General features: G+C 64.7%; 24 protein-coding genes. 9 read left to right on the forward strand and 15 right to left on the reverse strand.

Annotation, left to right across the window (positions count from 1 at the left end; all coding sequences use genetic code 11):
• Positions 1–53 precede the first annotated feature (53 nt).
• From ychF to I3J27_RS31045, 4 genes are all read right to left on the reverse strand, one after another.
• Positions 54–1,151, reverse strand: coding sequence for a redox-regulated ATPase YchF (gene ychF, locus I3J27_RS31030; protein ID WP_270162663.1), 1,098 nt, complete (start codon positions 1,149–1,151; stop codon positions 54–56).
• A 5-nt stretch (positions 1,152–1,156) separates the two neighbouring features.
• Positions 1,157–1,762, reverse strand: a complete 606-nt coding sequence (pth, locus tag I3J27_RS31035; protein ID WP_270162664.1) for an aminoacyl-tRNA hydrolase — start codon at positions 1,760–1,762, stop codon at positions 1,157–1,159.
• Between the two features lie 60 nt (positions 1,763–1,822).
• The gene (locus I3J27_RS31040; protein WP_270162665.1) at positions 1,823–2,536 is read right to left on the reverse strand and encodes a 50S ribosomal protein L25/general stress protein Ctc; all 714 of its coding nucleotides are present in this window, start codon (positions 2,534–2,536) and stop codon (positions 1,823–1,825) included.
• Positions 2,537–2,856: 320 nt separating this feature from the next.
• On the reverse strand, positions 2,857–3,108 hold the full coding sequence (locus tag I3J27_RS31045) for an accessory factor UbiK family protein (RefSeq protein WP_011090176.1): 252 nt from the start codon (positions 3,106–3,108) through the stop codon (positions 2,857–2,859).
• A 167-nt stretch (positions 3,109–3,275) separates the two neighbouring features.
• On the opposite strand from I3J27_RS31045, the gene I3J27_RS31050 reads away from it, so the two are divergent.
• The 8 genes from I3J27_RS31050 to I3J27_RS31085 all read left to right on the forward strand — a co-directional run bounded on the left by I3J27_RS31050 (position 3,276) and on the right by I3J27_RS31085 (position 11,126).
• On the forward strand, positions 3,276–4,007 hold the full coding sequence (locus tag I3J27_RS31050; protein WP_270162666.1) for a dienelactone hydrolase family protein: 732 nt from the start codon (positions 3,276–3,278) through the stop codon (positions 4,005–4,007).
• A 207-nt stretch (positions 4,008–4,214) separates the two neighbouring features.
• The gene (gene lgt / locus I3J27_RS31055) at positions 4,215–5,060 is read left to right on the forward strand and encodes a prolipoprotein diacylglyceryl transferase (protein WP_270162667.1); all 846 of its coding nucleotides are present in this window, start codon (positions 4,215–4,217) and stop codon (positions 5,058–5,060) included.
• Positions 5,061–5,081: 21 nt separating this feature from the next.
• The gene (locus tag I3J27_RS31060) at positions 5,082–6,200 is read left to right on the forward strand and encodes a class I SAM-dependent methyltransferase (protein WP_270162668.1); all 1,119 of its coding nucleotides are present in this window, start codon (positions 5,082–5,084) and stop codon (positions 6,198–6,200) included.
• Positions 6,197–6,964 carry a peptidoglycan editing factor PgeF gene (gene pgeF / locus I3J27_RS31065; RefSeq protein ID WP_270162669.1) on the forward strand — a complete coding sequence of 256 codons (768 nt, stop codon included), beginning with the start codon at positions 6,197–6,199 and terminating at the stop codon, positions 6,962–6,964. Before I3J27_RS31060 ends, pgeF begins: the two co-directional genes overlap by 4 nt.
• Before the next feature lie 123 nt (positions 6,965–7,087).
• A complete protein-coding gene (locus I3J27_RS31070; RefSeq protein WP_270162670.1) occupies positions 7,088–7,714 on the forward strand; it encodes a hypothetical protein in 627 nt (208 codons plus the stop codon).
• A 194-nt stretch (positions 7,715–7,908) separates the two neighbouring features.
• Positions 7,909–8,862, forward strand: coding sequence for a ribose-phosphate pyrophosphokinase (locus tag I3J27_RS31075; RefSeq protein ID WP_270162671.1), 954 nt, complete (start codon positions 7,909–7,911; stop codon positions 8,860–8,862).
• A gap of 204 nt (positions 8,863–9,066) precedes the next feature.
• Positions 9,067–10,095, forward strand: a complete 1,029-nt coding sequence (locus I3J27_RS31080; protein WP_270162672.1) for a putative zinc-binding metallopeptidase — start codon at positions 9,067–9,069, stop codon at positions 10,093–10,095.
• Entirely contained in the window at positions 10,092–11,126 is a 1,035-nt protein-coding gene (locus I3J27_RS31085; RefSeq protein WP_270162673.1) for a D-alanine--D-alanine ligase family protein, read from the forward strand. The genes I3J27_RS31080 and I3J27_RS31085 overlap by 4 nt, the downstream gene beginning before the upstream one ends.
• 125 nt (positions 11,127–11,251) lie before the next feature.
• On the opposite strand, the gene I3J27_RS31090 is transcribed toward I3J27_RS31085, so the two are convergent.
• The 9 genes from I3J27_RS31090 to I3J27_RS31130 all read right to left on the reverse strand — a co-directional run bounded on the left by I3J27_RS31090 (position 11,252) and on the right by I3J27_RS31130 (position 21,468).
• Positions 11,252–11,407 carry a hypothetical protein gene (locus I3J27_RS31090; RefSeq protein ID WP_167523728.1) on the reverse strand — a complete coding sequence of 52 codons (156 nt, stop codon included), beginning with the start codon at positions 11,405–11,407 and terminating at the stop codon, positions 11,252–11,254.
• A gap of 98 nt (positions 11,408–11,505) precedes the next feature.
• Entirely contained in the window at positions 11,506–12,087 is a 582-nt protein-coding gene (locus I3J27_RS31095) for a flavin reductase family protein (protein ID WP_270162674.1), read from the reverse strand.
• 31 nt (positions 12,088–12,118) lie between these two features.
• Positions 12,119–12,955 carry an ATP-binding cassette domain-containing protein gene (locus I3J27_RS31100; RefSeq protein WP_270162675.1) on the reverse strand — a complete coding sequence of 279 codons (837 nt, stop codon included), beginning with the start codon at positions 12,953–12,955 and terminating at the stop codon, positions 12,119–12,121.
• Between the two features lie 20 nt (positions 12,956–12,975).
• Complete coding sequence (gene ssuC / locus I3J27_RS31105) at positions 12,976–13,782, reverse strand: aliphatic sulfonate ABC transporter permease SsuC (protein ID WP_270162676.1); 807 nt, start codon at positions 13,780–13,782, stop codon at positions 12,976–12,978.
• Entirely contained in the window at positions 13,779–14,945 is a 1,167-nt protein-coding gene (gene ssuD / locus I3J27_RS31110) for an FMNH2-dependent alkanesulfonate monooxygenase (RefSeq protein ID WP_270162677.1), read from the reverse strand. Before ssuD ends, ssuC begins: the two co-directional genes overlap by 4 nt.
• An 8-nt stretch (positions 14,946–14,953) precedes the next feature.
• Positions 14,954–15,907 carry a sulfonate ABC transporter substrate-binding protein gene (locus I3J27_RS31115; RefSeq protein ID WP_270162678.1) on the reverse strand — a complete coding sequence of 318 codons (954 nt, stop codon included), beginning with the start codon at positions 15,905–15,907 and terminating at the stop codon, positions 14,954–14,956.
• A gap of 38 nt (positions 15,908–15,945) precedes the next feature.
• Positions 15,946–16,896 (reverse strand): aliphatic sulfonate ABC transporter substrate-binding protein, encoded by a 951-nt coding sequence (locus I3J27_RS31120; protein WP_270162679.1) that lies wholly within the window; start codon positions 16,894–16,896, stop codon positions 15,946–15,948.
• 518 nt (positions 16,897–17,414) lie between these two features.
• Positions 17,415–18,581 carry a cytochrome P450 gene (locus I3J27_RS31125; RefSeq protein WP_270162680.1) on the reverse strand — a complete coding sequence of 389 codons (1,167 nt, stop codon included), beginning with the start codon at positions 18,579–18,581 and terminating at the stop codon, positions 17,415–17,417.
• Between the two features lie 133 nt (positions 18,582–18,714).
• On the reverse strand, positions 18,715–21,468 hold the full coding sequence (locus I3J27_RS31130; protein WP_270162681.1) for an ATP-binding protein: 2,754 nt from the start codon (positions 21,466–21,468) through the stop codon (positions 18,715–18,717).
• A 497-nt stretch (positions 21,469–21,965) separates the two neighbouring features.
• On the opposite strand from I3J27_RS31130, the gene I3J27_RS31135 reads away from it, so the two are divergent.
• The gene (locus I3J27_RS31135) at positions 21,966–22,724 is read left to right on the forward strand and encodes an alpha/beta hydrolase (RefSeq protein ID WP_270162682.1); all 759 of its coding nucleotides are present in this window, start codon (positions 21,966–21,968) and stop codon (positions 22,722–22,724) included.
• A 143-nt stretch (positions 22,725–22,867) separates the two neighbouring features.
• Here I3J27_RS31135 and I3J27_RS31140 read toward each other — a convergent pair whose 3' ends face one another.
• Complete coding sequence (locus I3J27_RS31140) at positions 22,868–23,440, reverse strand: hypothetical protein (RefSeq protein ID WP_270162683.1); 573 nt, start codon at positions 23,438–23,440, stop codon at positions 22,868–22,870.
• Positions 23,441–23,799: 359 nt separating this feature from the next.
• Positions 23,800–24,672 carry a L,D-transpeptidase gene (locus I3J27_RS31145; RefSeq protein WP_270162684.1) on the reverse strand — a complete coding sequence of 291 codons (873 nt, stop codon included), beginning with the start codon at positions 24,670–24,672 and terminating at the stop codon, positions 23,800–23,802.
• Positions 24,673–25,031: the final 359 nt, after the last annotated feature.

Here is a 25,031-nt window from a genome sequence, read left to right on the forward strand (position 1 = left end):
GTGGGCACGGCGCGATGCGCCTTTGCCCACCCTACGGCACCGCGGTTTGCGGCTTAATTGTTGAACCGGAAATGCATCACGTCGCCATCGGCGACGACGTATTCCTTGCCCTCGAGGCGGAGCTTGCCGGCATCGCGGGCGCCGGCTTCGCCGTTCAGCGCGACGTAGTCGTCGTATGCAATCGTCTCGGCGCGGATAAAACCCTTCTCGAAATCGGTGTGGATCACACCGGCCGCGCCCGGCGCCTTGGTGCCGCGATAGATGGTCCAGGCGCGCGCTTCCTTCGGGCCCACCGTGAAATAGGTGATGAGGTCGAGCAGCGTGTAGCCGGCGCGGATCAGGCGATCGAGGCCGGCCTCTTCGAGACCCAGCGTCTCCAGGAAGTCGGCGCGTTCCTCGCGTGAAATGGTGGCGATCTCGGATTCGATCTTGGCGGAGATGACGACGGCGATGGCGCCTTCCTTGGCGGCCTGCTCTTCAACCGCCTTGGAGAATGCGTTGCCGGTCGCGGCCGAGCCTTCCTCGACGTTGCAGACATAGAGCACGGGCTTCGACGACAACAGGCCGAGCATCCCGAAGGCGCGCTCCTCCTCGGCCTTGCGCTCGACGAGACGCGCGGGCTTGCCCTCGCGCAGCAGCACCAAGGTGCGGTTGACGAGGTCGAGCTGCTCCTTGGCGTCCTTGTCGTTGCCCTTGGCCTTCTTGGTGAGGTTGTCGACGCGCTTCTCGAGGCTGTCGAGATCGGCGAGCATCAGCTCGGTCTCGATGGTCTCGATGTCGGCGAGCGGAGCGATCTTGCCTTCGACATGGGTGATGTCGGAATCCTCGAAACAGCGCACGACATGCGCGATCGCGTCGACCTCGCGGATGTTGGCCAGGAACTGGTTGCCGAGGCCTTCACCCTTGGAGGCGCCGCGGACGAGGCCCGCGATGTCGACGAAGGTCAACCGGGTCGGGATGATCTGTCCCGACTTGGCAACGGCCGCGAGCTTGTCGAGCCGCGGATCGGGCACGGCGACCTCGCCGACATTCGGCTCGATGGTGCAGAACGGATAGTTCGCGGCCTGCGCCGCGGCCGTCTCGGTCAGCGCATTGAACAAGGTCGACTTGCCGACATTGGGCAATCCGACGATCCCGCATTTAAATCCCACGAGCGTTATTCCTTGCCGTTCTCGTCCTTGGTCAAAAATCCCTTCGCCTGCATGGCCAGATGCACCCTGTTGGCGAAAGTCGCGTCCGTGCCCTTGGCGACCAGCGCCGCGTGCTCGGCAACGGCGTCGCACAGCGTCGCCACCCAGTCATTGTCGGCCTTGGCGAAGTCCGACAGCACGTGGCCATGCACCAGCTCCTTGACGCCGGGATGACCGATGCCGAGCCGCACCCGGCGGTACTCGTTGCCGATATGCGCCGAGATCGAGCGCAGGCCGTTGTGGCCGGCGATACCGCCGCCGATCTTCACCCGAACCTTGCCCGGCGGCAGCTCGAGCTCGTCATGGAACACGGTGATGTCGCCTGGCGCGATCTTGAAGAAGCTTGCGGCCTCCTGAACGCTGCGGCCGGAATCGTTCATGTAGGTCGTGGGCTTCAGCAGGATCACGCGCTCAGTGCCGAGCGCGCCTTCCGAGGTCTCGCCCTGAAAACGGCGGCGCCATGGCGCGAAACCATGACGCCGCGCGATCTCGTCGACGGCCATGAAGCCGATATTGTGCCGATTGCGTGCGTATTTCGCGCCGGGATTGCCGAGCCCAACAAAGAGTCGCATGACGCGGCGCGCCCCTCGCTCGGCGCGCGATCAGAGACCGCGCGCCAGCTCTTTGAGAGATTACTTCTTCTTGTCGCCGCCGGCGGGAGCCTTGGCAGCCGCTGCCGGAGCAGCACCCGCAGCCGGAGCCGCCGCGCCAGCCGCCGGAGCTGCCGCAGCAGCGCCCGGAACTGCAGCCGCAGCCGCGGCCTTCTGCTCTTCAGCGTAGCCGGACGGCGGCACGATGGTGACGAGGGTCGCGTCCTCGCGGGTCAGCGCCTTCACGCCGGCCGGCAGCTTGACGTCCGACAGATGCAGCGAGTGACCGATTTCGAGCGAGCCGACGTCGGCCTCGATGTATTGCGGGATGCTCTCGACACCGCATTCGAGCTCGATCGCGTGGGCGACGATGTTGACGGTGCCGCCGCGCTTCACGCCGGGCGACCCTTCAGCCTTGACGACATGCAGGGGAACGCTGATGCGGATGGTGGCGCCTTCGCCGAGCCGCATGAAATCGACATGGATCGGAAAATCCTTGACCGGATCGAGGTGATAGTCGCGCGGAATCACGCGATGCTTCTTGCCCTCGAGATCGATGTCCACCAGCGTGGTCAGGAACCGGCCGGCGAGGATGCGCTGGCGCAGTTCACGATCTTCAATCGAGATCGTGAGGGGGGGCTGGTTGTTGCCATAGATCACTCCGGGCACTCTGCCGGCGCGACGCTCAGCCCGGGCGGCCCCCTTGCCGCTCTGCGGACGTGCGGTCGCCTTCAATTCCTTGACGGTCGTCGCCATGTCGTTAAGTCCTTGTTTTTGCAAAAGTTAATGGGCCGCAAGGCGGCCCATGGTGTACGCCGCAGCAAGCCTCCAGGGGTGCGGGGGCCGCGGACGTGGCGGGCTTTTACCCGGAAGACGCGGAAATGACAAGGAGAATGGGCTGGCATCCCGGGTTCCTACCCTCCCCTGGAGGGGGAGGGTCGATGCGCATGCAGCGAAGCGGAATGCGCAGCGGGGTGGAGTGACAGTCCATCCAATGAGGCGGTGCCCGAGTGGAGAGATCACCCTACCCGGCGCTGCGCGCCGACCCTCCTCCTCCAGGGGAGAGGGGAAGGACGTTACCCGCCGAGCTTGGCCTCCAGCGCCGTAATCCGCGCCTTCAAGGCCTCGTTCTCTTCACGCGCCAGGCGAGCCATGTCCTTGACCGCCTCGAACTCCTCGCGCTTGACCAGATCCATGTCGCGCAGGAATTTTTCGGCCTGGGTGCGCATCACCGTGTCGAACTCGCGCTTGACGCCCTGCGCGGCACCGGCGGCATCGTTCATCAGGCGGCCGATCTCGTCGAAAAACCGGTTGTTGGTCTGGGTCATGTCGGTCTCCTGGCGGCTGCCGATAAACTTTGCGCGAACGCTCGAAAAGACAATGGCAATCCAGGCGGAACGGTTCAAGGGCCGATCGGCGGTATCCTTGTCATGCCCCGGTTTCCTTGCAATCGTATTCAACGTCCCTGCATAAGAAGAATCACAAGGCGCACGAGATGATCGACCAGCAGATCGCGATCCCGACCAGGGACGGCCATACCGCAACCTTCATCACCCATCCCGAACGCGGCGGGCCGTTTCCGGTCATCCTGTTCTACATGGACGCGCCGGCGATCCGCGAAGAGCTGCGCGACATGGCGCGGCGGCTGGCGACCTCGGGCTATTACGTGATGCTGCCGAACCTCTATTACCGCTCCGGCGTGATGGAGCTCGGCCCGCTGCCGGCCGATCCGAACGCACCGGAGCGCAAGCGCATGTTTGCGCTGATGGCATCGCTCACCATTCCCATGATCATGGACGACACCAGGGCGCTGCTGACCTATGCCGAGGGCCAGGCGGCCGCGAACACGAAAATCGTCGGCACCGTCGGCTATTGCATGAGCGGCCGCTACGCCGTCAACGCCGCCACGCATTTCCCCGACCGCGTCAAGGCCGCCGCCTCGATCTACGGCACCCAGCTCGCGACCGATCAGGACGACAGCCCGCATCTGGCCGCAAGCAAGGCCAAGGCCGAACTCTATTTCGCGTGCGCCGAGACCGACATCTATGCGCCGACCGAGATCATCGAGAAGGTCAAGCAGGGCATGAGCGGCGCGAAAGCCGAGGTCGAGATCTATCCCGGCACACATCACGGCTTCGCCTTCCCCAAGCGTCCGGTCTACGACCGCGACGCCGCCGAGCGGCACTGGGAGCGGCTCCTGGCGCTCTATCGCCGCAATCTCGTGTGAGCAGCAGTATGGATTGGCCCATCCGCGAACTCGGTGCACCTCTCCCGCTTGCGGGAGAGGTCGGCACGCAGTGCCGGGTGAGGGTTCTTTCCTCTGAGGGAGTCTTCGTTGGCGAGACACCCTCTCCCCTGCCCTCCCCCGCAAGCGGGAGGGAGTGCACCTCCGTCCTGATCACACACTGACCTCCAGTTCTGAAACCAAGGCGCGATGCAGCTTCTTCTGATCGACTTTCCCGCCTTCAAGCCGATCGCGATCGAGATCGGGCCGTTCGCCATTCGCTGGTACGCGCTGGCCTATATCAGCGGTATCGTGTTCGGCTGGCTCTATGCACGCTCGCTGCTGAAGAAGGAGCGGCTGTGGGGCGGCCCCGCGCCGATGTCGCTGGTGCAGATCGACGACTTCATCCTGTGGGTCACGCTCGGCATCATCCTCGGCGGCCGCACCGGTTACGTGCTGTTCTACAATCTGCCGTTCTTCATCGATCACCCCGCCGCGATCTTCAGATTGTGGGAGGGCGGCATGTCCTTCCATGGCGGCTTCCTCGGCTGCGTCGTCGCGGTGATGTGGTTTGCCTATCGCAACAAGATCTCGATCCTGTCGCTCGGCGACATTACGACCGCCGTCGCCCCGGTCGGGCTGCTGCTCGGGCGCATCGCCAATTTCATCAATGGCGAATTGTGGGGTCGCGCCACCGACCCGGAGCTGCCCTGGGCGATGATCTTTCCCAACGATCCCACCCAGCTGCCGCGCCATCCGAGCCAGCTCTATGAGGCCGGCATGGAGGGCATTTTGCTGTTCACGGTGCTCGCCATCATGATCCGCTTCGGCGCCCTGAAGCGGCCGGGCATGATCCTCGGCGCCTTCATTCTGATCTATGGTTTGAGCCGGATCATCGGCGAGCATTTCCGCGAGCCGGACGTCCAGCTCGGCTTCCTCTGGGGCGGATTAACCATGGGCATGTGGTTGTCGATCCCGATGCTTATTGTCGGCCTCATACTTATTGTATTGGCAGTGCGGCGCGGTGCGCCGAAGCCCGCAGGGGCTATTCGTTAATTCCTTTCGAGAAGATAGGCCGTGACCGAACAGCCGTTACTCAACGAGATCAAGGCGCTGATCAAATCCTCAGGGCCCATGCCGGTCTGGCGGTACATGGAACTGTGCCTGATGCACCCGCGCCATGGTTATTACGTCTCGCGCGATCCATTGGGACGAGAAGGCGACTTCACCACCGCCCCCGAGGTCAGCCAGATGTTCGGCGAGCTGCTGGGCCTGTGGACCGCCTCGGTGTGGAAGCAGATGGGCTCACCGCAATTCTTGCGACTGATCGAACTCGGCCCCGGCCGCGGCTCCATGATGGCGGATGCGCTCCGCGCGCTCCGCGTGCTGCCGCCGCTCTACCAGGCGCTTCAGATCCACTTGGTCGAGGTCAATCCGGTCCTGCGCGAGCGGCAGAGTGCGACGCTGGCGGGCGTGCGCAACATCGCCTGGCACGACAGCGTCGACGAGGTCCCGGAAGGCCCGAGCGTCATCCTCGCCAACGAATATTTCGACGTGCTGCCGGTCCATCAGATGGTGAAGCGCGAGAACGGCTGGCACGAGCGCGTGATCGAGATCGATCCCAACGGCAAGCTTCAATTCGGCGCGGCCGCCGAGCCGACGCCGCGCTTCGACGTGCTGCTGCCGCCTCTGGTGCGCGCGGCGCCCGTCGGCGCCGTGTTCGAATGGCGGCCGGACGGCGAGATCATGAAGCTTGCGACGCGCGTCCGCGACCAGGACGGCGCGGCGCTGATCATCGACTACGGCCATCTGCGCAGCGACGCCGGCGACACCTTCCAGGCGATCGCGCGCCACACCTTCACCGATCCCCTGAAGGCGCCGGGCCAGGCCGACGTCACCGCCCATGTCGACTTCCAGGCGCTCGCGCGGGCCGCGGAGGATGTCGGCGCCCGCGTGCACGGTCCGGTGACGCAGGGCGATTTCCTCAAACGCGTCGGCATCGACACCCGTGCCGCCGCCCTGATGCAGAAGGCGACGCCTGAGGTCGCCACCGACATTTCGGTCGCGCTCAAGCGGCTCACCGATACCGGGCGCAGCGGCATGGGCTCGATGTTCAAGGTGCTCGGCATCTCCGAGCCGCGGCTGACGGGCCTCGCCGGCCTCAGCGATCTCGAACAGGCCGGAGACGGTTCATGACGCTTGCTTCGTCGCTGCTGTCGGCCGTGCCTGGTCTGCGCCACGCCTTCTTCACCCGCGAGGGTGGCGTCTCCAGCGGCATCTATTCCGCACTGAACGGCGGGCTCGGCTCCAACGACGATCAGACCCTGGTCGCGGAGAACCGCCGGCGCATGGCCGAGCATGTCGGCGTCGCGCCGGAACGCTTCGTCAGCCTGCACCAGATCCATTCGCCCGATGTGCTCGTTGCAGAAGCCCCGTGGCCGAGCGGGCCGCGGCCGAAGGGGGACGCGCTGGTGACGAACACACCGGGCATCGCGCTCGGCGTCTCCACTGCCGATTGCGGACCGGTGCTGTTCGTCGATCCCAACGCGCGCGTGATCGGCGGCGCGCATGCCGGCTGGAAAGGTGCGCTGACGGGCGTGCTGGAATCGACGATTCTGGCGATGGAGAAACTCGGCGCCGCCCGCAGCGGCATCATCGCGGCGATCGGCCCCCTGATCCGCCAGGACAGCTACGAGGTCGGCAACGAGTTCGTGGCGCGCTTCATCGAAGCGGACGCGGACAACGCCATGTTCTTCATCCCGTCGTTACGCGACGGCCATGCGATGTTCGACCTCGCCGGCTTCATCCGCCAGCGGCTGGAGGCCGCCGGCATCCTGATGATCGACGATCTCGGGCTCGACACCTACGCCGACGAGCGCTTCTTCAGCTATCGCCGCTCGGTGCACCGCAAGGAGCCGGATTACGGCCGCCACGTTCACGCGATCGCGCTGGAGGGGTGAACACACAGGCAACGTCGTTTCATTCCGGGGCGATACACAAAATCGACGCCCGTAATGCCCCCGGATCTGTGTCGCCCCCGCCCTAGACCTTAATCGATTTTAACGATATCGCTGCCCTCCATAATGAGGGACGCGTCATTCATCTTGCGCCGCGCGGGTTCGCGCGTGCTGGCGGTCATGCTGCTGGCAGCGGCGACCATGCTGGCCGGCTGTGCCGGCGGCAACGCGCCCGGCAATTCCTATGCGATGGCGCCGAGCGGCGGCTCCGGGGCGACCGTGGCCTTCGAATCGATCGACGGGCCGCCGCCGCAGGTGTTCGACCGCATGGTTGGCGTGCTCGACAGCGAATCCAAGCTGCGCAGCCTGTCCGTGGTCTCCCGCGAAGGCTCGGCCGCCTACCGCGTGCGCAGCTACCTCTCCGCCCAGGTGGTCCGCGGCAAGACCGTGATCGCCTGGGTCTGGGACGTCTACGACGCCAACCAGCAGCGGGCGCTGCGCCTCTCCGGCGAGGAACCGACCGCGGCCAAGGGTGGCCGCGATGCTGCCCGAGATCCTTGGCAGGCCGCCGACGACCTCGTGCTGCGCAAGATCGCCCAGGCCGGATTCAGCGGACTTTCCAACATGATCAGCGGCGCGCCGGATGCCCCGGGCTCTGTTCCCGGGCTGCGCGGACCGGCCGTAGCGAGCGTGATCCCGGAGGCTCCGGCGCCTGCGATGCCGGCCACGGCGCTCGGCTATGCCGAGCGATAACCCCCGCTAAACCACGGCCTCAACTTACGGCCAAGCCGTTGGCCCGACTCAGGATTTTCAGAGGGAAAACGTAGCATCCCGGGTTGCCATTACGGCCCCCGGCCTGATATTTCCTCGCCCGTCGTAACCGTGCTGTCAGTGGGTATTTTCTGATGTTGAACGTCGTATCCAGCAAAGCGCGGGAGGAAGCGTCCATGTCGGCCAAGAACGGCTCCATCAAGCTTGTCGCCGGCAACTCCAATCCGGCCCTCGCGCAGGCCATCGCGCAGGGCCTCGACATGCCGCTGACCAAAGCGGTGGTCCGGCGCTTCGCCGACATGGAGATCTTCGTCGAGGTCCAGGAGAACATCCGCGGCTCGGATGCCTTCATCATCCAGTCGACCTCGTTTCCGGCGAACGACAATCTGATGGAGCTCTTGATCATCACCGACGCGCTGCGCCGCTCCTCGGCGCGCCGCATCACCGCGGTGATCCCCTATTTCGGCTATGCCAGGCAGGACCGCCGCTCCGGCTCGCGCACACCGATCTCGGCCAAGCTCGTCGCCAATCTGATCACCCATGCCGGCGTCGACCGCGTGATGACGCTCGACCTGCATGCCGGCCAGATCCAGGGCTTCTTCGATATCCCGACCGACAATTTGTTCGCTGCCCCCGTGATGGTGCGCGACATCCGCGAACGTTTCGACCTCGGCAAGGTGATGGTGGTCTCGCCCGACGTCGGCGGCGTCGCCCGCGCCCGCGGCCTCGCCAAGCGCATCAACACCCCGCTCGCGATCGTCGACAAGCGCCGCGAACGTGCCGGTGAATCCGAGGTCATGAACGTGATCGGCGACGTCGCCGGCTACAGCTGCATCCTGGTCGACGACATCGTCGATTCCGGCGGCACGCTGGTGAACGCGGCCGACGCGCTGATCGCCAAGGGCGCCAAGGAGGTCTACGCCTACATCACCCACGGCGTGCTCTCCGGCGGCGCGGCGGCCCGCATCACGAACTCCAGGCTGAAGGAGCTCGTGATCACCGACTCGATCCTGCCGACGGAGGCGGTGACCAAGGCGCCGAACATCCGCACGCTGCCGATCGCCAGCCTGATCTCCGACGCGATCGCGCGCACGGCTGCGGAAGAGTCGGTGTCGAGCCTGTTCGACTGATCTTTCCGATCCGGAAGGTCTCGTAGGGTGGGCAAGGCGCACTGCGCCGTGCCCACCTTTTCTTTTTGGATCGCGGACAATGGACGCGCTTGCGGCCTACGGCCCTGCACTCTGACGCACCGCAACACGTCCCGGCTGGCACGGGTTGTTGCCGGCGGCGACGCATGACATCATCCAGATATCGAGTCACCTCCTGGATGCCTGATGCCGCGCGGGAAATTCGCTTGGGAAAAGCTGTCGGACGAGGAACTGCTCCAGCAGCGCCTGAGTAGCCTGAAGGTTACGGTCGAAGGCACCTGGCTCGAAGACTGCGTTGCCACACTCCACGAAGAGCTCGAAGAGCGGGGCATCCGGCTGCGGCCGCACACGTGGATCTCGAGCGAATGGTTCAGTCCGGGAGACGTGCCCGGCATCGCGCTTCCCTTCTATCTCGCCCATCCCCGCCTGATGAAGCTCGAGAAGAAGATGATGTTCGACGTCGAGGGAGGAACCTGGCGTGAGTGCATGGCCATTCTCCGTCACGAAGCCGGCCATGCGCTGCAGCACGGCTACCAATTGCAGCGCCGCCGGCGCTGGCAGCAGCTGTTCGGCCCGTCGTCAAAGCACTATCCGCGCTACTACCGGCCCAACCCCGCGAGCCGGCGCTACGTCCAGCATCTCCGGCTCTGGTACGCACAGAGCCACCCCGACGAAGACTTCGCTGAGACGTTTGCGGTGTGGCTGCGGCCGCGCTCGAACTGGCGGACGCGCTATGCCGGCTGGCCGGCGCTGAAGAAGCTCGAATATGTCGACGAGCTGATGGGCGAGATCGCGGGAAAACGACCGCTGATTACGACGCGCGAGCGCGTCGATCCACTGAGCAAGCTCAGCCAGACGCTCGAAGACCATTACAAAAAGAAGCAGGCCTTCTACGCCTTCACGCCGCCCAAGACCTACGACCGCGACCTCTCCCGGCTTTTCTCCGCCGATCCACGACATCTTCGTTCCAAACCCGCTTCGAGCCTGATCAGGCGGCACCGAGCCCAGATCAGGCGACTCGTCGCGCGGTGGACGGGCGAGAACCAGCTCACGCTCGATGCCGTGCTCGACGACATGATCTCCCGTTGCCGCGAGCTCGATCTGCGCGCGGTCGGCCCCGAACAGAAGCTCGTTCTCGATTTCACCGTCCTCGTGACCGCCAAGACGATGCACGCGTTGTTCGGCCCGTCCCGGCGCAAATGGATCGCGCTATGAGACGTCAACGCATTCTGGTGCTGATGCATCCGGACTTCCTGCCGCCGGATTCGAGCGACGGATACACGCCGCAGGAAATCAACAACTGGAAGACGGAATACGACGTCGTCAGCACCCTGCGCGCGGGCAAACATGAGGTTCGCGTACTCGGCGCGCAGGAAGAGATCAGACCGGTCCGCGAAGCGATCGAGCAATTCAAGCCGCACGTGGTTTTCACGCTGCTGGAGGAATTCCACAACAACGTCGCCTACGACCAGCACATCGCCAGCTATCTCGAACTGATGAAGGTCCCCTACACCGGATGTAACCCGCGCGGCCTGATCCTCGCGCGCGGCAAGGATCTGTCCAAGACGCTGGTGCACCACCGCCGCATCGCGGTGCCGGCCTTCGCCGTCTTCCCGATGCGACGCAAGGTCAAGCGGCCGAAGCATCTCGCGCTGCCGCTGATCGTCAAGGCCCTCAACATGGATGGATCTGCCGGTATTTCTCAGGCCTCCATCGTCGATACCGACGAAAAGCTCGCGGAGCGCGTCGCCTTCATCCACGATCGCAGCGAAACCGCCGCCATCGCCGAGCAGTTCATCGAGGGACGCGAGCTCTATGTCGGCGTGCTCGGCAACAATCGACTGCGCGTGCTGCCGGTCTGGGAATTGAAATTCGGCAGCATGGGCGGACGCAGGTCACGGCACATCGCGACTGAAAAGGCCAAGCACGACACCGACTACCAGGAGAAGGTCGGCATCGTCGACGGACCGGCGAAAGATCTCGCGCCGGAAGTCACCGCGCGCATCCAGCGTGCCGCCAAGCGCATCTATCGGGCGCTCGGCCTCGACGGCTACGCGCGCATCGATTTTCGCCTCGCCGCTGACGGTACGCCGTATTTCATCGAAGCCAACCCCAACCCCGAGATCGCGAAGAGCCAGGAGTTCGCGACGGCGGCTCTGCACGACGGGCTGAAGTACGGGGATCTGCTGCACCGGATCCTGACGCTCGGGATCAGCCGGGCCAAGGCCGGCGTGTCTTTGGGGTGAATAAGGACGGCTTGCACCCGCGCGAAGCGCAAATCGCTTGGCGTAACCCACCTCTTCTATTTCCGCAGTGACAGAAATGGTGGGTTATGCCTTCGGCTAACCCACCCTACGCATTCCGCCAAATCCTACGAATAGCTCGGCGCATCCGGCTTGCGGAAGATGTGGATGGGATCGCCCGGCACGATCGGCTGGCCTGAGAACATCGCGTAGGCATAGAGCGCGAGATAGGCGATCGCGAGCGCGCCGATGGCGTAGAAGGCGAGGGTCGCGACGCGCTTCATCGTTCCGCTCCACTGCCGTCCCGACGGGAGGCTCAGGCAGCGCTTCTAGAGCGATGACGGGGAAAAGGCCAGCCTGAGCGGCCTGTGTGGGGCGGCGATCAAACGCCGCGCCGGCTGTGCGTGGGAACGCTGACTTCCGCGAGCCTGGCCGCATCTTCGTCCTGGTCGACCGCCACATACTGGCCGTGCCAATAGGCGAGCGCCGCGTTGCGGGTCGAATTCCTGACGGTCCTGACACGGCCGATGACGATGCCGTGCGAATGGCGCTCGACGATTTCCTCGACCTCGCAATCGACCGCGGACAACGCGCCGACCAGCAGCGGAACGCCCGAGACTGATGTCACCCACTGGCTGCCGGCAAAGCGATCGGCGCCCTTCAGGCCGCCCTTGCCGGCAAAGCGCTCGGCGACATCGAGCTGATCGGCCGCCAGGATGTTGACGCCGAAGGCACCGTAGCGGCGGATCAGCGGGAAGGACGAGGCATCGCGGTTGATGCTGACCAGCAGCGTCGGCGGTTCGACCGACAGCGAGGCCACCGAAGTGACCGTCATGCCAGTGATGTCCCTGCCCCGCCCGGCGGTGATGACGCTGACGCCGCCGGTGAGGTGGCGCATGGCGCCGCGGAAATCGGCGGGCGAGACGGCAGTTTCGGTCATGAGATCGCGGGGCACTACATTCATGGCATGGTCCCCGAACGGGGTTCCCTTGTATTTAGGTACGATCATCCGCCGACAAAAGATGGCTCAGGATCGAGCCTTCAAGGCCGGCAAGCTCGGCCGAGCCCCGTTCGCGCGGCCGGGCCGCGTTGACCGTGACGTCGTGGGCGATGCGGCCCTCCTCGATCACCAGCACCCGATCCGCCAGCGCGACCGCCTCGGAGACGTCGTGGGTTACCAGGATCGCGGTAAAGCCCTGGTCGCGCCAGACCCGCTCCAGGAGCCGTTGCATCGAGATGCGGGTCAGCGCGTCCAGCGCACCGAGCGGCTCGTCGAAGGCGAGCACGCGCGGCCGGGAGACCAGCGCGCGGCCGAGCGCGACGCGCTGCTTCTGGCCGCCCGACAGCACCGAGGGCCACTGGTCGCGCTTGTCGGCGAGGCCGACCTCGGTCAAGGCCTTCTCGGCCCGCGCATGCGCATCGGTCGAGGCGCGATCGCGGCCGAGACCGACCTCGACATTGGCCAGCACGCGCGCCCAGGGCAGCAGCCGCGGCTCCTGGAACATCACGCGGATGTCCTCGGGCTGGATATCCTGGCCGAAGCTGATGCTGCCGGCGTCGATCTTGTCGAGGCCCGCGATCAGCCGCAACAGCGTGCTCTTGCCGCAACCGCTTTTTCCCACGATGGCGACGAACTGCCCGGCGGGAATGTGCAGGTCGATGCCGCGCAGCACCTCGTTGTCACCGAAGGATTTTCGCAAGCCCCGGATGCTGAGCGGCAGGCCGCTGGTCTGCGCCGGGCGCTCGTCGCGCACCACGCGGGCCGATGGTACGAAATTGGCGCGGCCGGTGAGCTCGGTGTCCGGAAGGGAGGTACGAAGCGCTGTCTGCATGTGATGCCCAGTCTTTCTGCTCAACGTTTCTGGAAGGCGGGGTGCCAGGAAAGCGTCAGGCGCTCCAGCACGCGGGAGGCGCTGTCGGCGAGCTTGCCGAGCAGAGCGTAGATCAGGATCGAGAGCACGACGACGTCGATCAGCATGAACTCGCGCGCCTGCATCGCCATGTAGCCGAGGCCCGAGGACGCCGCGATGGTCTCGGCGACGATCAGCGTCAGCCACATGATGCCGAGCGCGAAGCGGATGCCGACGAAGATCGAGGGCAACGCGCCCGGGAAGATCACGCGGCGGAACAATTCGCTGTCGGTCATGCCGTAGATGCGGCCCATCTCGATCAGCTGCGGATCGACGGTGCGGATGCCGTGCAGCGTGTTGAGGTAGATCGGGAAGAACACGCCCAGCGCCACCAGGAACAGCTTTGCGCTCTCGTCGATGCCGAACCACAGGATGACCAGCGGGATCAGCGCCAGGTGCGGCACGTTGCGCACCATCTGGAGCGTGGTGTCGGTGAGTTTTGCCGAGAGCTGCGACAGGCCGTTGGCGAGACCGAAAGCAAAGCCGATGCTGCCGCCGATCAGGAAGCCGATCGAGGCGCGCCAGAACGACACCCAGATGTTGCGAACGAGCTCGCCGGACAGCAGCAGCTTCCAGCCCGCGAGCACGACGTCGCTCGGCGCCGGCAGCACGCGGATCGGCACGAAGCCGGTGACGCTCGCGACCTGCCAGATCGCGATGATGGCGAGCGGCACGATCCACTGGACGAGGCCGTCGACCCGCGGCAGGCGAAGGCTGCGCGGGAGCGAAACGCTGTCGATCAGGCTCATGACTGCGACACCTTATGCTGCGGGCGGTAATCGCTGCCGACCGTTTCGCCGAAGGGGCCGCCGTTGAAGTGGAGCCTGGTCACGTTGGAGGGCTGCTCCAGCGAGAGCAGCGGGAACACCAGCTCGGCGAAGCGATAGGCTTCCTCCAGATGCGGGTAGCCCGACATGATGAAGGTATCGATGCCGATGTCCTGATACTCCTTGATGCGCTCCACGACCGTCTGGGCGTCGCCGACCAGCGCCGTGCCGGCGCCGCCGCGCACGAGGCCGACACCGGCCCAGAGGTTCGGCGCGATCTCGAGCTTGTCGCGCTTGCCGCCATGGAGCTGCGCCATGCGCTGCTGGCCGACGGAGTCCATGCGGGCAAAGTTCTTCTGCGCGGTCGCGATGGTGTCGTCGCTGACATGCCTGATCAGCTCGTTGGCCGCACGCCAGGCCTCTTCGTTGGTTTCGCGGACAATCACATGAAGCCGGATGCCGAAGGAGAGCTTTCGGCCACGCGCCGCAGCGACCTCCCTCACCTTCGCGATCTTCTCGGCGACCAGCGCCGGCGGCTCGCCCCAGGTGAGATATTTGTCGACGGTGTCGACGGCGACGTCGATGCCGGCATCCGAGGAGCCGCCGAAATACAGCGGCGGCCGCGGCGACTGCACCGGCGGAAACAGCAGCTTGCTGCCTTCGACATGGATGTGCTTGCCCTCGACATTGACCGTCCTGCCAGCGAGCAGCTCGCTATAGACGCTGAGGAACTCGCGGGTAACCTCGTAGCGCTCGTCATGGCCGAGGAAGATGCCGTCGCCCTTGTTCTCGACGGGATCGCCGCCGGTGACGACGTTGACGAGCAACCGGCCATTGCTGATGCGGTCGAGCGTCGCCGTCATGCGCGCCGCCACGCTCGGCGATTGCAGCCCAGGGCGGGCGGCGACGAGATAGCGCAGCCGCTCGGTGAACGGCGCGACGCTGGACGCAACGATCCAGGAATCCTCGCAGGACCGCCCGGTCGGCAGCAGCACGCCGAAATAGCCGAGCTGATCGGCGGCCTGCGCGATCTGGCGCAGATAGTTGAAATTGACCTCGCGGCCGCCAATGCCGGTGCCGAGATAGCGGCCGTCGCCGTGGGTCGGCAGGAACCAGAGAATGTTGGCGTTGGATGGCGTGCTCATGGCTGTACTCACGATCCTGGTTTCCGCGCGACGTCGGAAATCCTGATGGATTTGGGAATCAGGTTGAGGGCGAAGAACGCATCGGCGACCTGCTGCTGATCGGCGATGACGGCATCCGTGATCGGCTTGATGCCGTAGGACTGCCGCTTCAAGGCCACCTCGACCACCGGCACCGACAGGCCGATCGCCGGCGCCAGCTGCTCGGCCACCGCATGGATGTCGCCCTTGGCCCAATCGTCGACCGCGCGGAGCTCGGCGAGCACGACGTCGACGATCTCAGGGTTGGCGGCGAGAAATTTCTTCGAGGAGAAATAGAACTGGTAGTTGGCGACGATGCCGGTGCCGTCAGTGAGCGTCCGCGCACCGGTTGCGGCTTCCGCCGCCGCCTGGAACGGATCCCAGATCATCCAGGCATCGACCGCGCCGCGCTCGAAGGCAGCGCGCGCATCGGCGGGTGCGAGGAACACGGGCTCGATCTCGGAATACTTCACACCAGCCTTCTCCAGCGCCTTGACCAGGAGATAGTGGACGTTGGAGCCCTTGTTCAGCGCGACCTTCTTGCCCTTGAGATCGGCAACCGACTTCAGCGGGCTGTCCTTCGGCACCAGGATCGCCTCGCCCTTCGGCGCGGGCGGCTCATAGGCGACGTACTGGATCGGCGCGCCGGCGGCCTGCGCGAAGATCGGCGGGGCTTCGCCGGTGTTGCCGAAATCGATCGCGCCGACATTGAGCGCTTCCAGCAGCGGCGGGCCGGACGGAAATTCGGTCCACACCACCTTGTAGCCGTCGGCGGCGAGCTTCGGCTCCAGCGCGCCCTTACTCTTGAGCAGCACCAGCTTGCCGTATTTCTGGTAGCCGATGCGGACCACCTTGTCCTGACCGTAGGAGGTGCCGACGGCCGCGGCGACGATGCCGATCGACAGCATGATGGCCGCGATCAGACGCTGGATGATACGCCTCATGTTCAAACCCTTTTGGATGGGAAGATCGGTCGGCACGGTCAGGCTGCCGGGTTGCGCCAGACGATGTCGCGGATGACGATCGGCTTCGGGATCAGGCCGAGCCTGGTGAAGCGGTCGGCGACGCCCTGCTGGGTCGCGACGATGTCGTCGGTGACGGGACCGACCTCGAAGTTTGCGCGGTTGGCGGCAACGGTCTGGATGTCGAGCGGAATGCCCGTGACGGCGGCGAGCGATTTTGCGACCTCGTCGCGATTCTGCTCGGCCCATTTGGCCGTTGCGGTCGTGACGTCGACGATCTGCTGCAAGATCGCGCCGTGGTTCTTCGCGAAGTCGCGGTTGGCGATGTAGAAGGAGTTGGTCTTGGTGACCTCGCGCGCATTGATCAGGATGCGGCCGCTCTGCCTGGTCTCGCCGATCGCGAAGTAAGGATCCCAGATCGCCCAGGCCTCGATGCTGCCGTTGGCAAACGCAGGGCCGGCGTCCGGCGGGGTCAGATAGACCGGAATGATGTCGGCATAGGTGAGGCCGGCCTTTTCCAGCGTCTGCACCACGATGTTGTGCGCGCTGGAGCCCTTGGTGAAGCCGATGCGCTTGCCCTTCAGTTCGGCAATCACGCGGATCAGAGAATCCTTCGGCACCAGGATGCCCTGGCCGTTGGTGATGGGCTGGCCGGCGGCGTAGACGATCGCGGCGCCTGCGGCCTGGGCGAACACCGGCGGAGAATCTCCGACCGCTCCGTAATCGACGCTGCCGACATTCATCGCCTCCATCATCGGCGGCCCCGAGGAGAACTCGATCCATTTCACCCCGATGCCTAAGGCTGTGAAATGCTTTTCCAGCGCGGCCTGCTGGCGCGTGATGACCAGCACGCCGTTCTTCTGGTAGCCGATACGAATGTCCTTCACCGCGCCTTGCGCGTTGGCGCGCGAAGCGAATGCGGCGGCGGCCGCTGTTCCAACGGACAGTTTCAAGAAGTCGCGACGTTGCATTCCACACTCCCGACCGCGCGCGGCCGTCATCATTCACGTTTCGAACAATGATGGTGCGGGTTATCGGAGGTGTCGAGACGGCCGGAAAAATAGCGATGCAAGCACTGCGCGCGCGGCAACGCGCATGATTAATCTTTCAAGCGGCGGAGCGAATGAGGATGGAATTTTTCTGCACGCGAATGTGAGAGCCGCAGGGACTTGGCCTGGCGCCGTCAGCGCCGGAACAGGAAATGTGAAAAACAACCCCATGCACAGTAGACAGGACGTGCGAAATCAACGACTTACGTATTATCCGAAGTTGGTTTGACCCGTCGGGCAAAACAGGAGCATGATGGCATCATGGCGGGCTGGGGCGGTCGGCCAAAACGCCTCCCACACCCTCTGCTGTCATTCCCCGCGAAGGCGGGGAATCCAGTATTCCAGAGACGCCAATGCTTCACACGACTGCCGCGGCGTACTGGATCGCCCGGTCGAGCCGGGCGACGACACCGCCTTTATGGCGAGGGCGCGCCTTGTAACTAATGCAGCCATTTCACCGGCAGATTCTGCAAGCCCCTGAACGCCCAGCCGCCGATCCGCACCGGCTCGCCATCAGCGATCTCGAGCTGCTTGGCGCGCGCGAACACGGTCGGCAGGGCGACGTCGGCAATCATCGCGCGCGAGGCGAAGGCGCCGGCGCAGAAATGCGGGCCGGCGCCGAAGGCGACGCTCTTGGTGGTGTCACGCCGGACGTCGAACGCATCGGCGCGCTCAAAATGCTTCTCGTCGCGATTGGCGGAGCCGAACATCAGGAACACGCGCTCGTCCGTCTCGAACGAGACATCCCGGATGCTCCACGCCTTTGCGATCCGCCGCGGCGACATGCCGATCGGCGAGATCCAACGGGCGTATTCCTCGAACGCCTGCAGCCAGGTCACCTCGCCCCTGCGCACGAGATCGAGCTGGTCGTGATGGGTCAGCAGCGCCCAAACCGTGCCGGCGATCGCCTTGCGCGGCTCGTTCTGGCCGCCCGATATCGCAAGTTTTACATTCGCGCGCACGCTCTCCATGGCCATGCCGGACGCGAGGAGCACGCCCAAAATGCTCTGGTCCGGATGCTTGCGCATCACCGGCAGGATGTCGTCGATCGCGGCATCGATGCCCGACGTCGCCGCATGGCAGCGCGCCTCGACCGCGGGATCGCCGCTGTAATTGGCGATGCCCTCGATCATGCCTTGCGACCACGCGTCCATGTCCTCAAAGCCGATATTGGTGAGGCCGGTGATCGACTTCAGGCATTCGCCGGAGAACGGCAGCGCGAAGTCGCGCATGAAATCGATCCGGCCGGGCTCGATCTCGTTGATGATGCGATCGGCGTGGGCCTGGAACTGCGCGGTCCAATGCGCCTTCACCGTCTTCGGCGACACCGTCGGAAACATCGCGCGCCGCTCGACCTGATGCGCCTCGCCGTCCTTGCGCATCATGTTGTGGCCCATCAGCCGGTTCATCAGGCCCGCGGGCTGGTGCGAGGAGAACACGTCGATCTGCTTCTCCGAGATCGAGATGTCGTCGCGGCTGGTCAGCAGCGTCGAGCCGAGCTGCGGCACGAAGGCGATCGGCGCTTCTTTCCGCATCTTCGCGAGCATCGGATAGGGGTCGGCCCAGAATGCGGCCGGGTCGATGTCGATGCGCGGCGCGGTGCTCAAGAGGGTTTCCCTGGGTTCTGGTTTCCTCGATGCCAAGGCTATCGTATTCGTGCGCCGCCGTCTGTCCCCAGCGCTTGGGACAGACCAGCCCAAGGGCGTGTCCTTCACAGGGCCAGTGCACGATCGAATTGCCCTACCGGGACGCTCGCGCACGCTCCAACAGGTGCGAGGCAGCGAGCAGATCCTGAGTTTCGAAGCCCTCAGTGAACTCTTGATAGACCGGAGTGAGCAATCGGACGGCCTTGGGTCTGCGCCCGGCGGCGATCCAGTGCGCGGCGAGATCGGTGGCTATGCGCAGCGCGAAGGTCTTTGCCCCTATCGCGCGCGCTTCGACGAGTGCCTGCTCCAGTCGGCTTTCGGCCAGCAGCGGCTCACCGGCGTGAAGGAGGACGGATGCCTCGACCCGTTGCAGTTCCGAACGGCACCAACGCTCTCCCTGACTTTCCTGACGGTGGATGGCTCCTGCGATGGCCTTATGCGCCTCCTCGATCCGCCCCTGCCGCAGATAGGCGCGGGCGAGGGTCGCGAGATAGCTGCCAATTCGCATCAGAAAACGACATTCGATCAGTTCCTCAATCGCGGCACGAATGTCCTCCACCGCGTGCGGATCGCCGCGCAAATCGCGTAGGCAGGCGGAGAAATAGCGTTCGACCGGGATCCAGCGCGAGATACGCTCCCGTTCCAGATTGCGACGCAGCCGCGCCGTGTAATTTTCGAGGGCCGCCAAATTCCCGGTCTCGAGTGAGACCGGAAGCGCGGCGAGCCCAAGCGCGTTGGACTGCGACACCCAATGACCACCGCGATCGGCAGCTTCCACGGCGTCGTGGGCCAGCTTCGCCGCATAGGCGGCTTGTCCTTGCATCCACGCGACGAAGGGCAGGTTGAAACGAACGGTGATGAACCGATAGACCTCGTTCGCATCCTTGCGCGACCGGCCGTCGGCCAGCGAATAGGTGGCCGCAAGGCGGTCGAGAACCGGGCGGCTCTTGCTCAATTCGCCGGCGAAGGCGTGAGCCCAGGCCCAGGCTCGATCGGCTTCCGACGTCGACGTCAGGTCGCGGTCCCGATCGGCCAGTGCCGTTGCTTCTTCAAGATGGGTTATCGCACGCGGGATTTGGCCGATCTGGAGCAGGTAAAAAGCAAACCCCACCAGTGCGCGTTGCTGATATTCGATGTCGCCGGCGCGCCTTGCAAAGGCGATGGCGTCGAGCCACGCAAGCTCGTTTTCGTTCGAGAGCTTGCGGGCGTAGAACAGACTCCAACCAAGCGCACAGGCAAGCTTTGCCTTGAGCAGATCGTCGCATGCAATGGACCTGGTCAAAGCGAGCGCGGACTCCAACCGCGCCTGGGCTTCGGACAGGATCGAGGTCTCCGACCACAGGGTAATGCCGGCAACCGTCAGCCTGATCCCGAGGAGAGGGTCCCCTCCCTCGCCGAACGCCCATGACAAAGCCGCCCTCAAATCGGCGATGCGACCAAGGTAGCGCTGTGTCCAATCGGACGGTTCGCGCCAGTTCCACTCCTCCTCGGACAACTCGAACAGCGCGAGGACGCGCTGCGCGTGACGGCTCAGGGCCTGGCCCGAAGCAGGATCAGCCAGACGGCGCTCGGCCGCATAACGCCGTGTGCTGTCGAGCAGCCGGTAGCGAAGGGTCCCTCCTCCCGCCTGCGCGTTCAGCAGCGATTTGGCAACGAGGCTGCCGAGGCCGGTGACGACGTCGACCGGCGTGAGGCCCGCCGTCTCCGCGACAAAAACCGCATCCTCCGTCTCGAACGCGTCGTTGAACACCGACAACACGCCGAATAGCCTGGCGTCCCTCTGCGACAGCAGCCTGAAGCTCCAGTCGATCGTCGCCATCAGGGTCTCGTGACGCGGTGTTGCGCCGTCGAGGCTCGGGGCACGAAAACCCAGGTTCTGGTCGAGCAGCGTCACCAATTGGCGAGGACTGAACCTGCCAATCTGGGCGGCCGCCAGTTCGATGGCCAGAGGAAGGCCGTCGAGCGAGTGGCATATCCGGGCGACGGCGTCGCAATCGTCATCGACGAACTGGTAGTCCGACCATTCCACGGCGCGCTGGACAAACAGCTGCACCCCGGGAAATCTGGCGGCCTGATCAGTCGTGAGGGCAGAGCCCGGTCTGGGCGAGCCAAGCGAACCAAGGCGCACGAGATGCTCGTTGGCGGTGCCGAGCGGCTCGCGGCTGGTGGCAAGCAGCCTGGAGAACGATGTGTCCGTCGCGAACCGGCCGGCAAACATGGTGGCCGCAGGCAGCACATGCTCGCAATTGTCCAGAACGACCAGCATCTGCCGCGCCCTGAGATAATCGAGCACCGCTGTCATGTTGTTGTCCGAATTGCCCCTGATGCCCAGGGCCGTGACCAGCGCGGTGCCGAAAAGCATCGGATCGGAAATCGTCGCGAGATCGACGAAGCAGACACCGTCGCGGCAATGTGGTGCGAACACCTGTGCTGCTGCGATGGCGACCGTTGTCTTGCCGACCCCACCTGCGCCGACCAGGGTGACGTGCCTCGTCTCGATCAAAGCCTTGGCAATGGCGGCGATTTCGGCTTCGCGGCCAACGATGCCTCGCACCACGGGCGGCCTGGGACGGGCCGGTGCCACAGGTGCCGGATCATCCTCGATCTCGCCGACGCTGGCCTGCACATCCGCAATGAACTTGTAGCCGCGCCGCGCCACGGTCGTGATGTAGACCGGCTCAACCTGCGTATCGCCCAGCGAACGCCTCAAGCTCCACATGTTGACCTTGAGATTGCTGTCGTGGAGGAAGGTGCCCGGCCAGGCGGCCTCCATCAACTCATCCTTGCTGACGAGCTCGCCCGAGCGCTGGACCAGCAGTTGCAGGAGCTCGAAGGCGCGGCCGCCCATTTTGACGGGGCGGCCATCGAGAAGAAGAACCTGGCGGCGCGGAACCAGTCGAAATGGGCCGAACGAGAATGTGAGTTCACCTCGACGTCGGGCCTCTTGCAGTGTCTCCGTGCTAGCCCGCATTGATCATTGCCAACCGATCCGACAGATCCTCTGAATATCACGCACCGCAATCCTGCTGAACACGGCGATTTTGAAAAAGCACGATTGCAGCGAGCATTTCGTCGCAGGACGTCCAAAGCCCTCCCTTCAGCTTCGCTCAAGCGCTGCCGCGAGCCGAGGCTTTACCTGATTTAACCGGCCTGCGTCGCCTCGCCAGATTATAGTCGCTGGATCGAAGTGAGAATGACGCCTGGACGAGCCGCCTGGCGTGGAGCGTCGATACTCAACTGAAGAGGAAGCAGGATGTCGAAAGGAAAAGTGCTTGTGGCCGGGTCCAATGCCACCCGGATCGAGATCAGAGGCGGCGGCTTTTCGTCTGTTCAAGAGGTATCGCAATGAAACATCTGATCCTGGGAGCGCTCCTCTCCATGGCCGCCAGCCTTCCTTCCTCGGCGCAATCGAGCGCAAGCAAACCGATCTCGATCGTTCTCGTGCACGGCGCCTTTGTCGATGCCTCCGGCTGGAAGGCGGTCTACGACAAGCTCACCGGCGACGGTTACGAAGTGCTCGTCGTCCAGAATCCCACTGTTACGCTCGAGGGCGACGTCGCCGCGACCAGGCAGGTGATCGCCAGGGCGACAAATCCGGTGCTCCTCGTCGGCCACTCCTATGGCGGGGCTGTCATCACGGAGGCGGGCAGCGACGCAAAGGTTGCCAGCCTGGTCTACCTGGCGGCGTTCGCGCCCGAGGCCGGAGAGTCGGTGTCCGATCTGGCGTCGAAACCACCGCCCGGCGAGCCGAGCGCGCCACTGCTGCCGGCCCGAGACGGCTTCCTGCTTGTCGACCAGAGCAAGTTTCCTGCCGCCTTCGCGGCGGACGTCGATCGTTCGCTGACGACGTTCATGGCTGCGGCGCAGATGCCCTGGGGGACCGCCGCGGTGCAGACCAAGATCACGAGCCCGGCCTGGAAGCAGAAGCCGACTTACTTCATGCTGACGACGCACGATCATATGATCCCACCCGGAACGCAGCGCGCAATGGCGAAACGAGCCGGCGCTCAAGTCCGCGAAATCCAGAGCAGTCATGCCGTGATGCTCTCGCATCCCGACGAGGTCGTCGACTTCATCAAGACAGCGGCGGAGGCTGCGAAATAGGGATCGCCCGGGAAGGCGGCAAAGCGCATACGCCGCGGTCGCTGTCCAGCTTCGTCTGCGGAAAGGCAAGCGTGCTGAGGAGCAGGTCTAACGCGGCAACGGTCCTTGCCGCGTTAGACGTCATCGATTGCGACCGCCAGAGATTACTGGGTCGGCGGCAGCACGGCCTGCGAGGTCTGCTGCGGCAGGTTGGTGTAGGTCGCGCTCTCCTTGGTGCAGATATCCCTGAACACCACGACGCCGGCCTGGGGATATTCCTTCACGAGGCAGTTGCAATTGTTGTTGACGACCGGAGCGGGGGCCGCCGCCACGACGGGCGCCGGCGTGCTCGCAACCACGGTCGCGGGCCGCTGAACGACGACCGTCTCCTTCACCACCGGCGCGGTCGGGATATAAACTGGCCGGTTGACGACGACCGGCACCGGCCTGACGACGACCGGCGGCGGCACATAGACCGGGGGCGGCGCGGGGCGAGGATAGACCACGACTTGCGGCTGCATCGGCCGCGGACCGGGAACCAGGACGGCGGGGGGCTGGCCGCCGTTGCCGCCATAGCCGCCGAAGTGGGGACCGATTTGAGGCCTGGCCTGGGGCGCATTGCCGTACTGCCCGTTCGTGCCCCAGCCGGCCTGCGCGGAGTTGCTCATAACGCCAGCCGCCACGCTCGCCAACACCATCGCGGCCGCCGTTTTCGTGATCATCGCAATCTTCGTCATGGTCCACCTGTTTGTTTGTTTTGCAGCAGATTGTCGTCGTGGGATGAGTGATAGCCCGGCCTGACGCGCCCATCCGTGACGCCGCACACACAAGCGGCGGTGGCCTCCTCCGATGGAATGAGCCCAGGCAACATGGCGCCGCGTCGGCGTGGTGCTCTCGCGGGGTCGCCTGCATCGCGCGCAGGCGTGAGAGAGGCTTTTGGCAGCCCGCGTTAAAGGCGTCAGGTCCCGCGTTGCAGCAGCCCGAATCTTCGCTGGCATCCTCTCAAGGATGGCGCGGAGGAAACGGCCGCTACAGTCGGCTTTGCAGATCGGTCAGCCGATTCCGCAGATGGATTTTTTCTGGACGGAGGGCTGAGCTACTGGGCCTCGGCGATCTTCGGTCCAGACGACGGCATCTGCGCGTTGGCCGCCAAGGGCCGCTTCGACGGCGATGCCGGCTCCGGCAAGCGGAAAGCGGCGTCAGGCGGCGCGCCCTGGGATGGTCGACGTGCAACGCTTGCCGGAAGCACGATCACTTTCGCTCCGACTTTCACCCGCTCATAGAGGTCCACGACGTCGTCATTGGTCAGCCGGATACAACCGGACGAGACCCGCTTGCCGATCGTGTCGGGCTTGTTGGTGCCGTGAATGCGATATTCAGTCTCGCCGAGATACATCGCCCGGGCGCCGAGCGGGTTGCCGGGACCGCCTGCCATGAACCGCGGCAGATAGGGCTGACGCCCGATCATCTCGGTAGGCGGATGCCAATCCGGCCACTCTGCCTTACGGGCCACGGTCTGCTCACCGGACCATGTGAAACCTTCGCGGCCGACACCGATGCCGTAGCGCAGCGCTTGCCTGTCGTTCAGAACGAAATAGAGGAATGTGTTTCCGGTATCGATGATCACGGTGCCCGGCGTCTGGCGGCTGGCGTAGTCGACCACCTGCCGAACCAATGCTCCGGGACCCTCAGCGGCTTTTGGCGGTTCGACCAGAGGCGCCGGGGCCGGAGCCGGTGCCGGAACTGGCGCCGCTGCATGAACTGGCGTTGCCACATAAACCGGCGTTGACGATGCCTGGGCCTGGACTTGGACTGGTTGCGCGGACGGCTTCTTTATCGGTTGCACGCTCGCCGGCGGAGATAACAAACCGTATCCCACCACGGCGACGGCCACGGCGCCAATCGCAACTCTCGCGACCAGAGGTATTGCGAGCGTCTCTGCCCTTCCGCGTTTGGCCCGCTTACCCATACTCTTTCCCCTGGTCGCCATGCCCAAGAGGTACCCAGCAAAATTTAAGAAACATCGAAGCGATGCCGCCCGGGCAGGAACCGTTGGCGATGGTTAACGCCGCACTCTTGTTCGGCAATTGGGAGCACCGCTTGATATTTAGGGAGCGACGTGGATGACGCGCTGCTGCGTCGCGGCCATGTTCGACCTTGGTTCGCTCGCGCACCGTTAAGCCGACGTCGGTGCATAGAAACGGGGAGGCAGCTAAGGGCCATAACCGGACGCATGCTCCGCAAAAGAGCAAACCAAGCCCCAACAATCGTGGCAGCAATTGGTTCGCGTGCGTCACGGCTTCCGGCGATGTTCGCTCGATGCTGAGC

The sequence above is a fragment of the Bradyrhizobium xenonodulans genome (genome assembly GCF_027594865.1).
GTDB classification, from domain to species: domain Bacteria; phylum Pseudomonadota; class Alphaproteobacteria; order Rhizobiales; family Xanthobacteraceae; genus Bradyrhizobium; species Bradyrhizobium xenonodulans.

Coding starts and splice junctions, on each gene's coding strand:
- pth (WP_270162664.1), bottom strand. CDS start 1,762: ATGCGACTCTTTGTTGGGCTCGGCAATCCCGGCGCGAAATACGCACGC.
- I3J27_RS31040 (WP_270162665.1), bottom strand. CDS start 2,536: ATGGCGACGACCGTCAAGGAATTGAAGGCGACCGCACGTCCGCAGAGC.
- I3J27_RS31045 (WP_011090176.1), bottom strand. CDS start 3,108: ATGACCCAGACCAACAACCGGTTTTTCGACGAGATCGGCCGCCTGATG.
- I3J27_RS31050 (WP_270162666.1), top strand. CDS start 3,276: ATGATCGACCAGCAGATCGCGATCCCGACCAGGGACGGCCATACCGCA.
- lgt (WP_270162667.1), top strand. CDS start 4,215: ATGCAGCTTCTTCTGATCGACTTTCCCGCCTTCAAGCCGATCGCGATC.
- pgeF (WP_270162669.1), top strand. CDS start 6,197: ATGACGCTTGCTTCGTCGCTGCTGTCGGCCGTGCCTGGTCTGCGCCAC.
- I3J27_RS31070 (WP_270162670.1), top strand. CDS start 7,088: ATGAGGGACGCGTCATTCATCTTGCGCCGCGCGGGTTCGCGCGTGCTG.
- I3J27_RS31075 (WP_270162671.1), top strand. CDS start 7,909: ATGTCGGCCAAGAACGGCTCCATCAAGCTTGTCGCCGGCAACTCCAAT.
- I3J27_RS31080 (WP_270162672.1), top strand. CDS start 9,067: ATGCCGCGCGGGAAATTCGCTTGGGAAAAGCTGTCGGACGAGGAACTG.
- I3J27_RS31085 (WP_270162673.1), top strand. CDS start 10,092: ATGAGACGTCAACGCATTCTGGTGCTGATGCATCCGGACTTCCTGCCG.
- I3J27_RS31090 (WP_167523728.1), bottom strand. CDS start 11,407: ATGAAGCGCGTCGCGACCCTCGCCTTCTACGCCATCGGCGCGCTCGCG.
- I3J27_RS31095 (WP_270162674.1), bottom strand. CDS start 12,087: ATGAATGTAGTGCCCCGCGATCTCATGACCGAAACTGCCGTCTCGCCC.
- I3J27_RS31100 (WP_270162675.1), bottom strand. CDS start 12,955: ATGCAGACAGCGCTTCGTACCTCCCTTCCGGACACCGAGCTCACCGGC.
- ssuC (WP_270162676.1), bottom strand. CDS start 13,782: ATGAGCCTGATCGACAGCGTTTCGCTCCCGCGCAGCCTTCGCCTGCCG.
- ssuD (WP_270162677.1), bottom strand. CDS start 14,945: ATGAGCACGCCATCCAACGCCAACATTCTCTGGTTCCTGCCGACCCAC.
- I3J27_RS31115 (WP_270162678.1), bottom strand. CDS start 15,907: ATGAGGCGTATCATCCAGCGTCTGATCGCGGCCATCATGCTGTCGATC.
- I3J27_RS31120 (WP_270162679.1), bottom strand. CDS start 16,896: ATGCAACGTCGCGACTTCTTGAAACTGTCCGTTGGAACAGCGGCCGCC.
- I3J27_RS31130 (WP_270162681.1), bottom strand. CDS start 21,468: ATGGGCGGCCGCGCCTTCGAGCTCCTGCAACTGCTGGTCCAGCGCTCG.
- I3J27_RS31135 (WP_270162682.1), top strand. CDS start 21,966: ATGAAACATCTGATCCTGGGAGCGCTCCTCTCCATGGCCGCCAGCCTT.
- I3J27_RS31140 (WP_270162683.1), bottom strand. CDS start 23,440: ATGACGAAGATTGCGATGATCACGAAAACGGCGGCCGCGATGGTGTTG.
- I3J27_RS31145 (WP_270162684.1), bottom strand. CDS start 24,672: ATGGGTAAGCGGGCCAAACGCGGAAGGGCAGAGACGCTCGCAATACCT.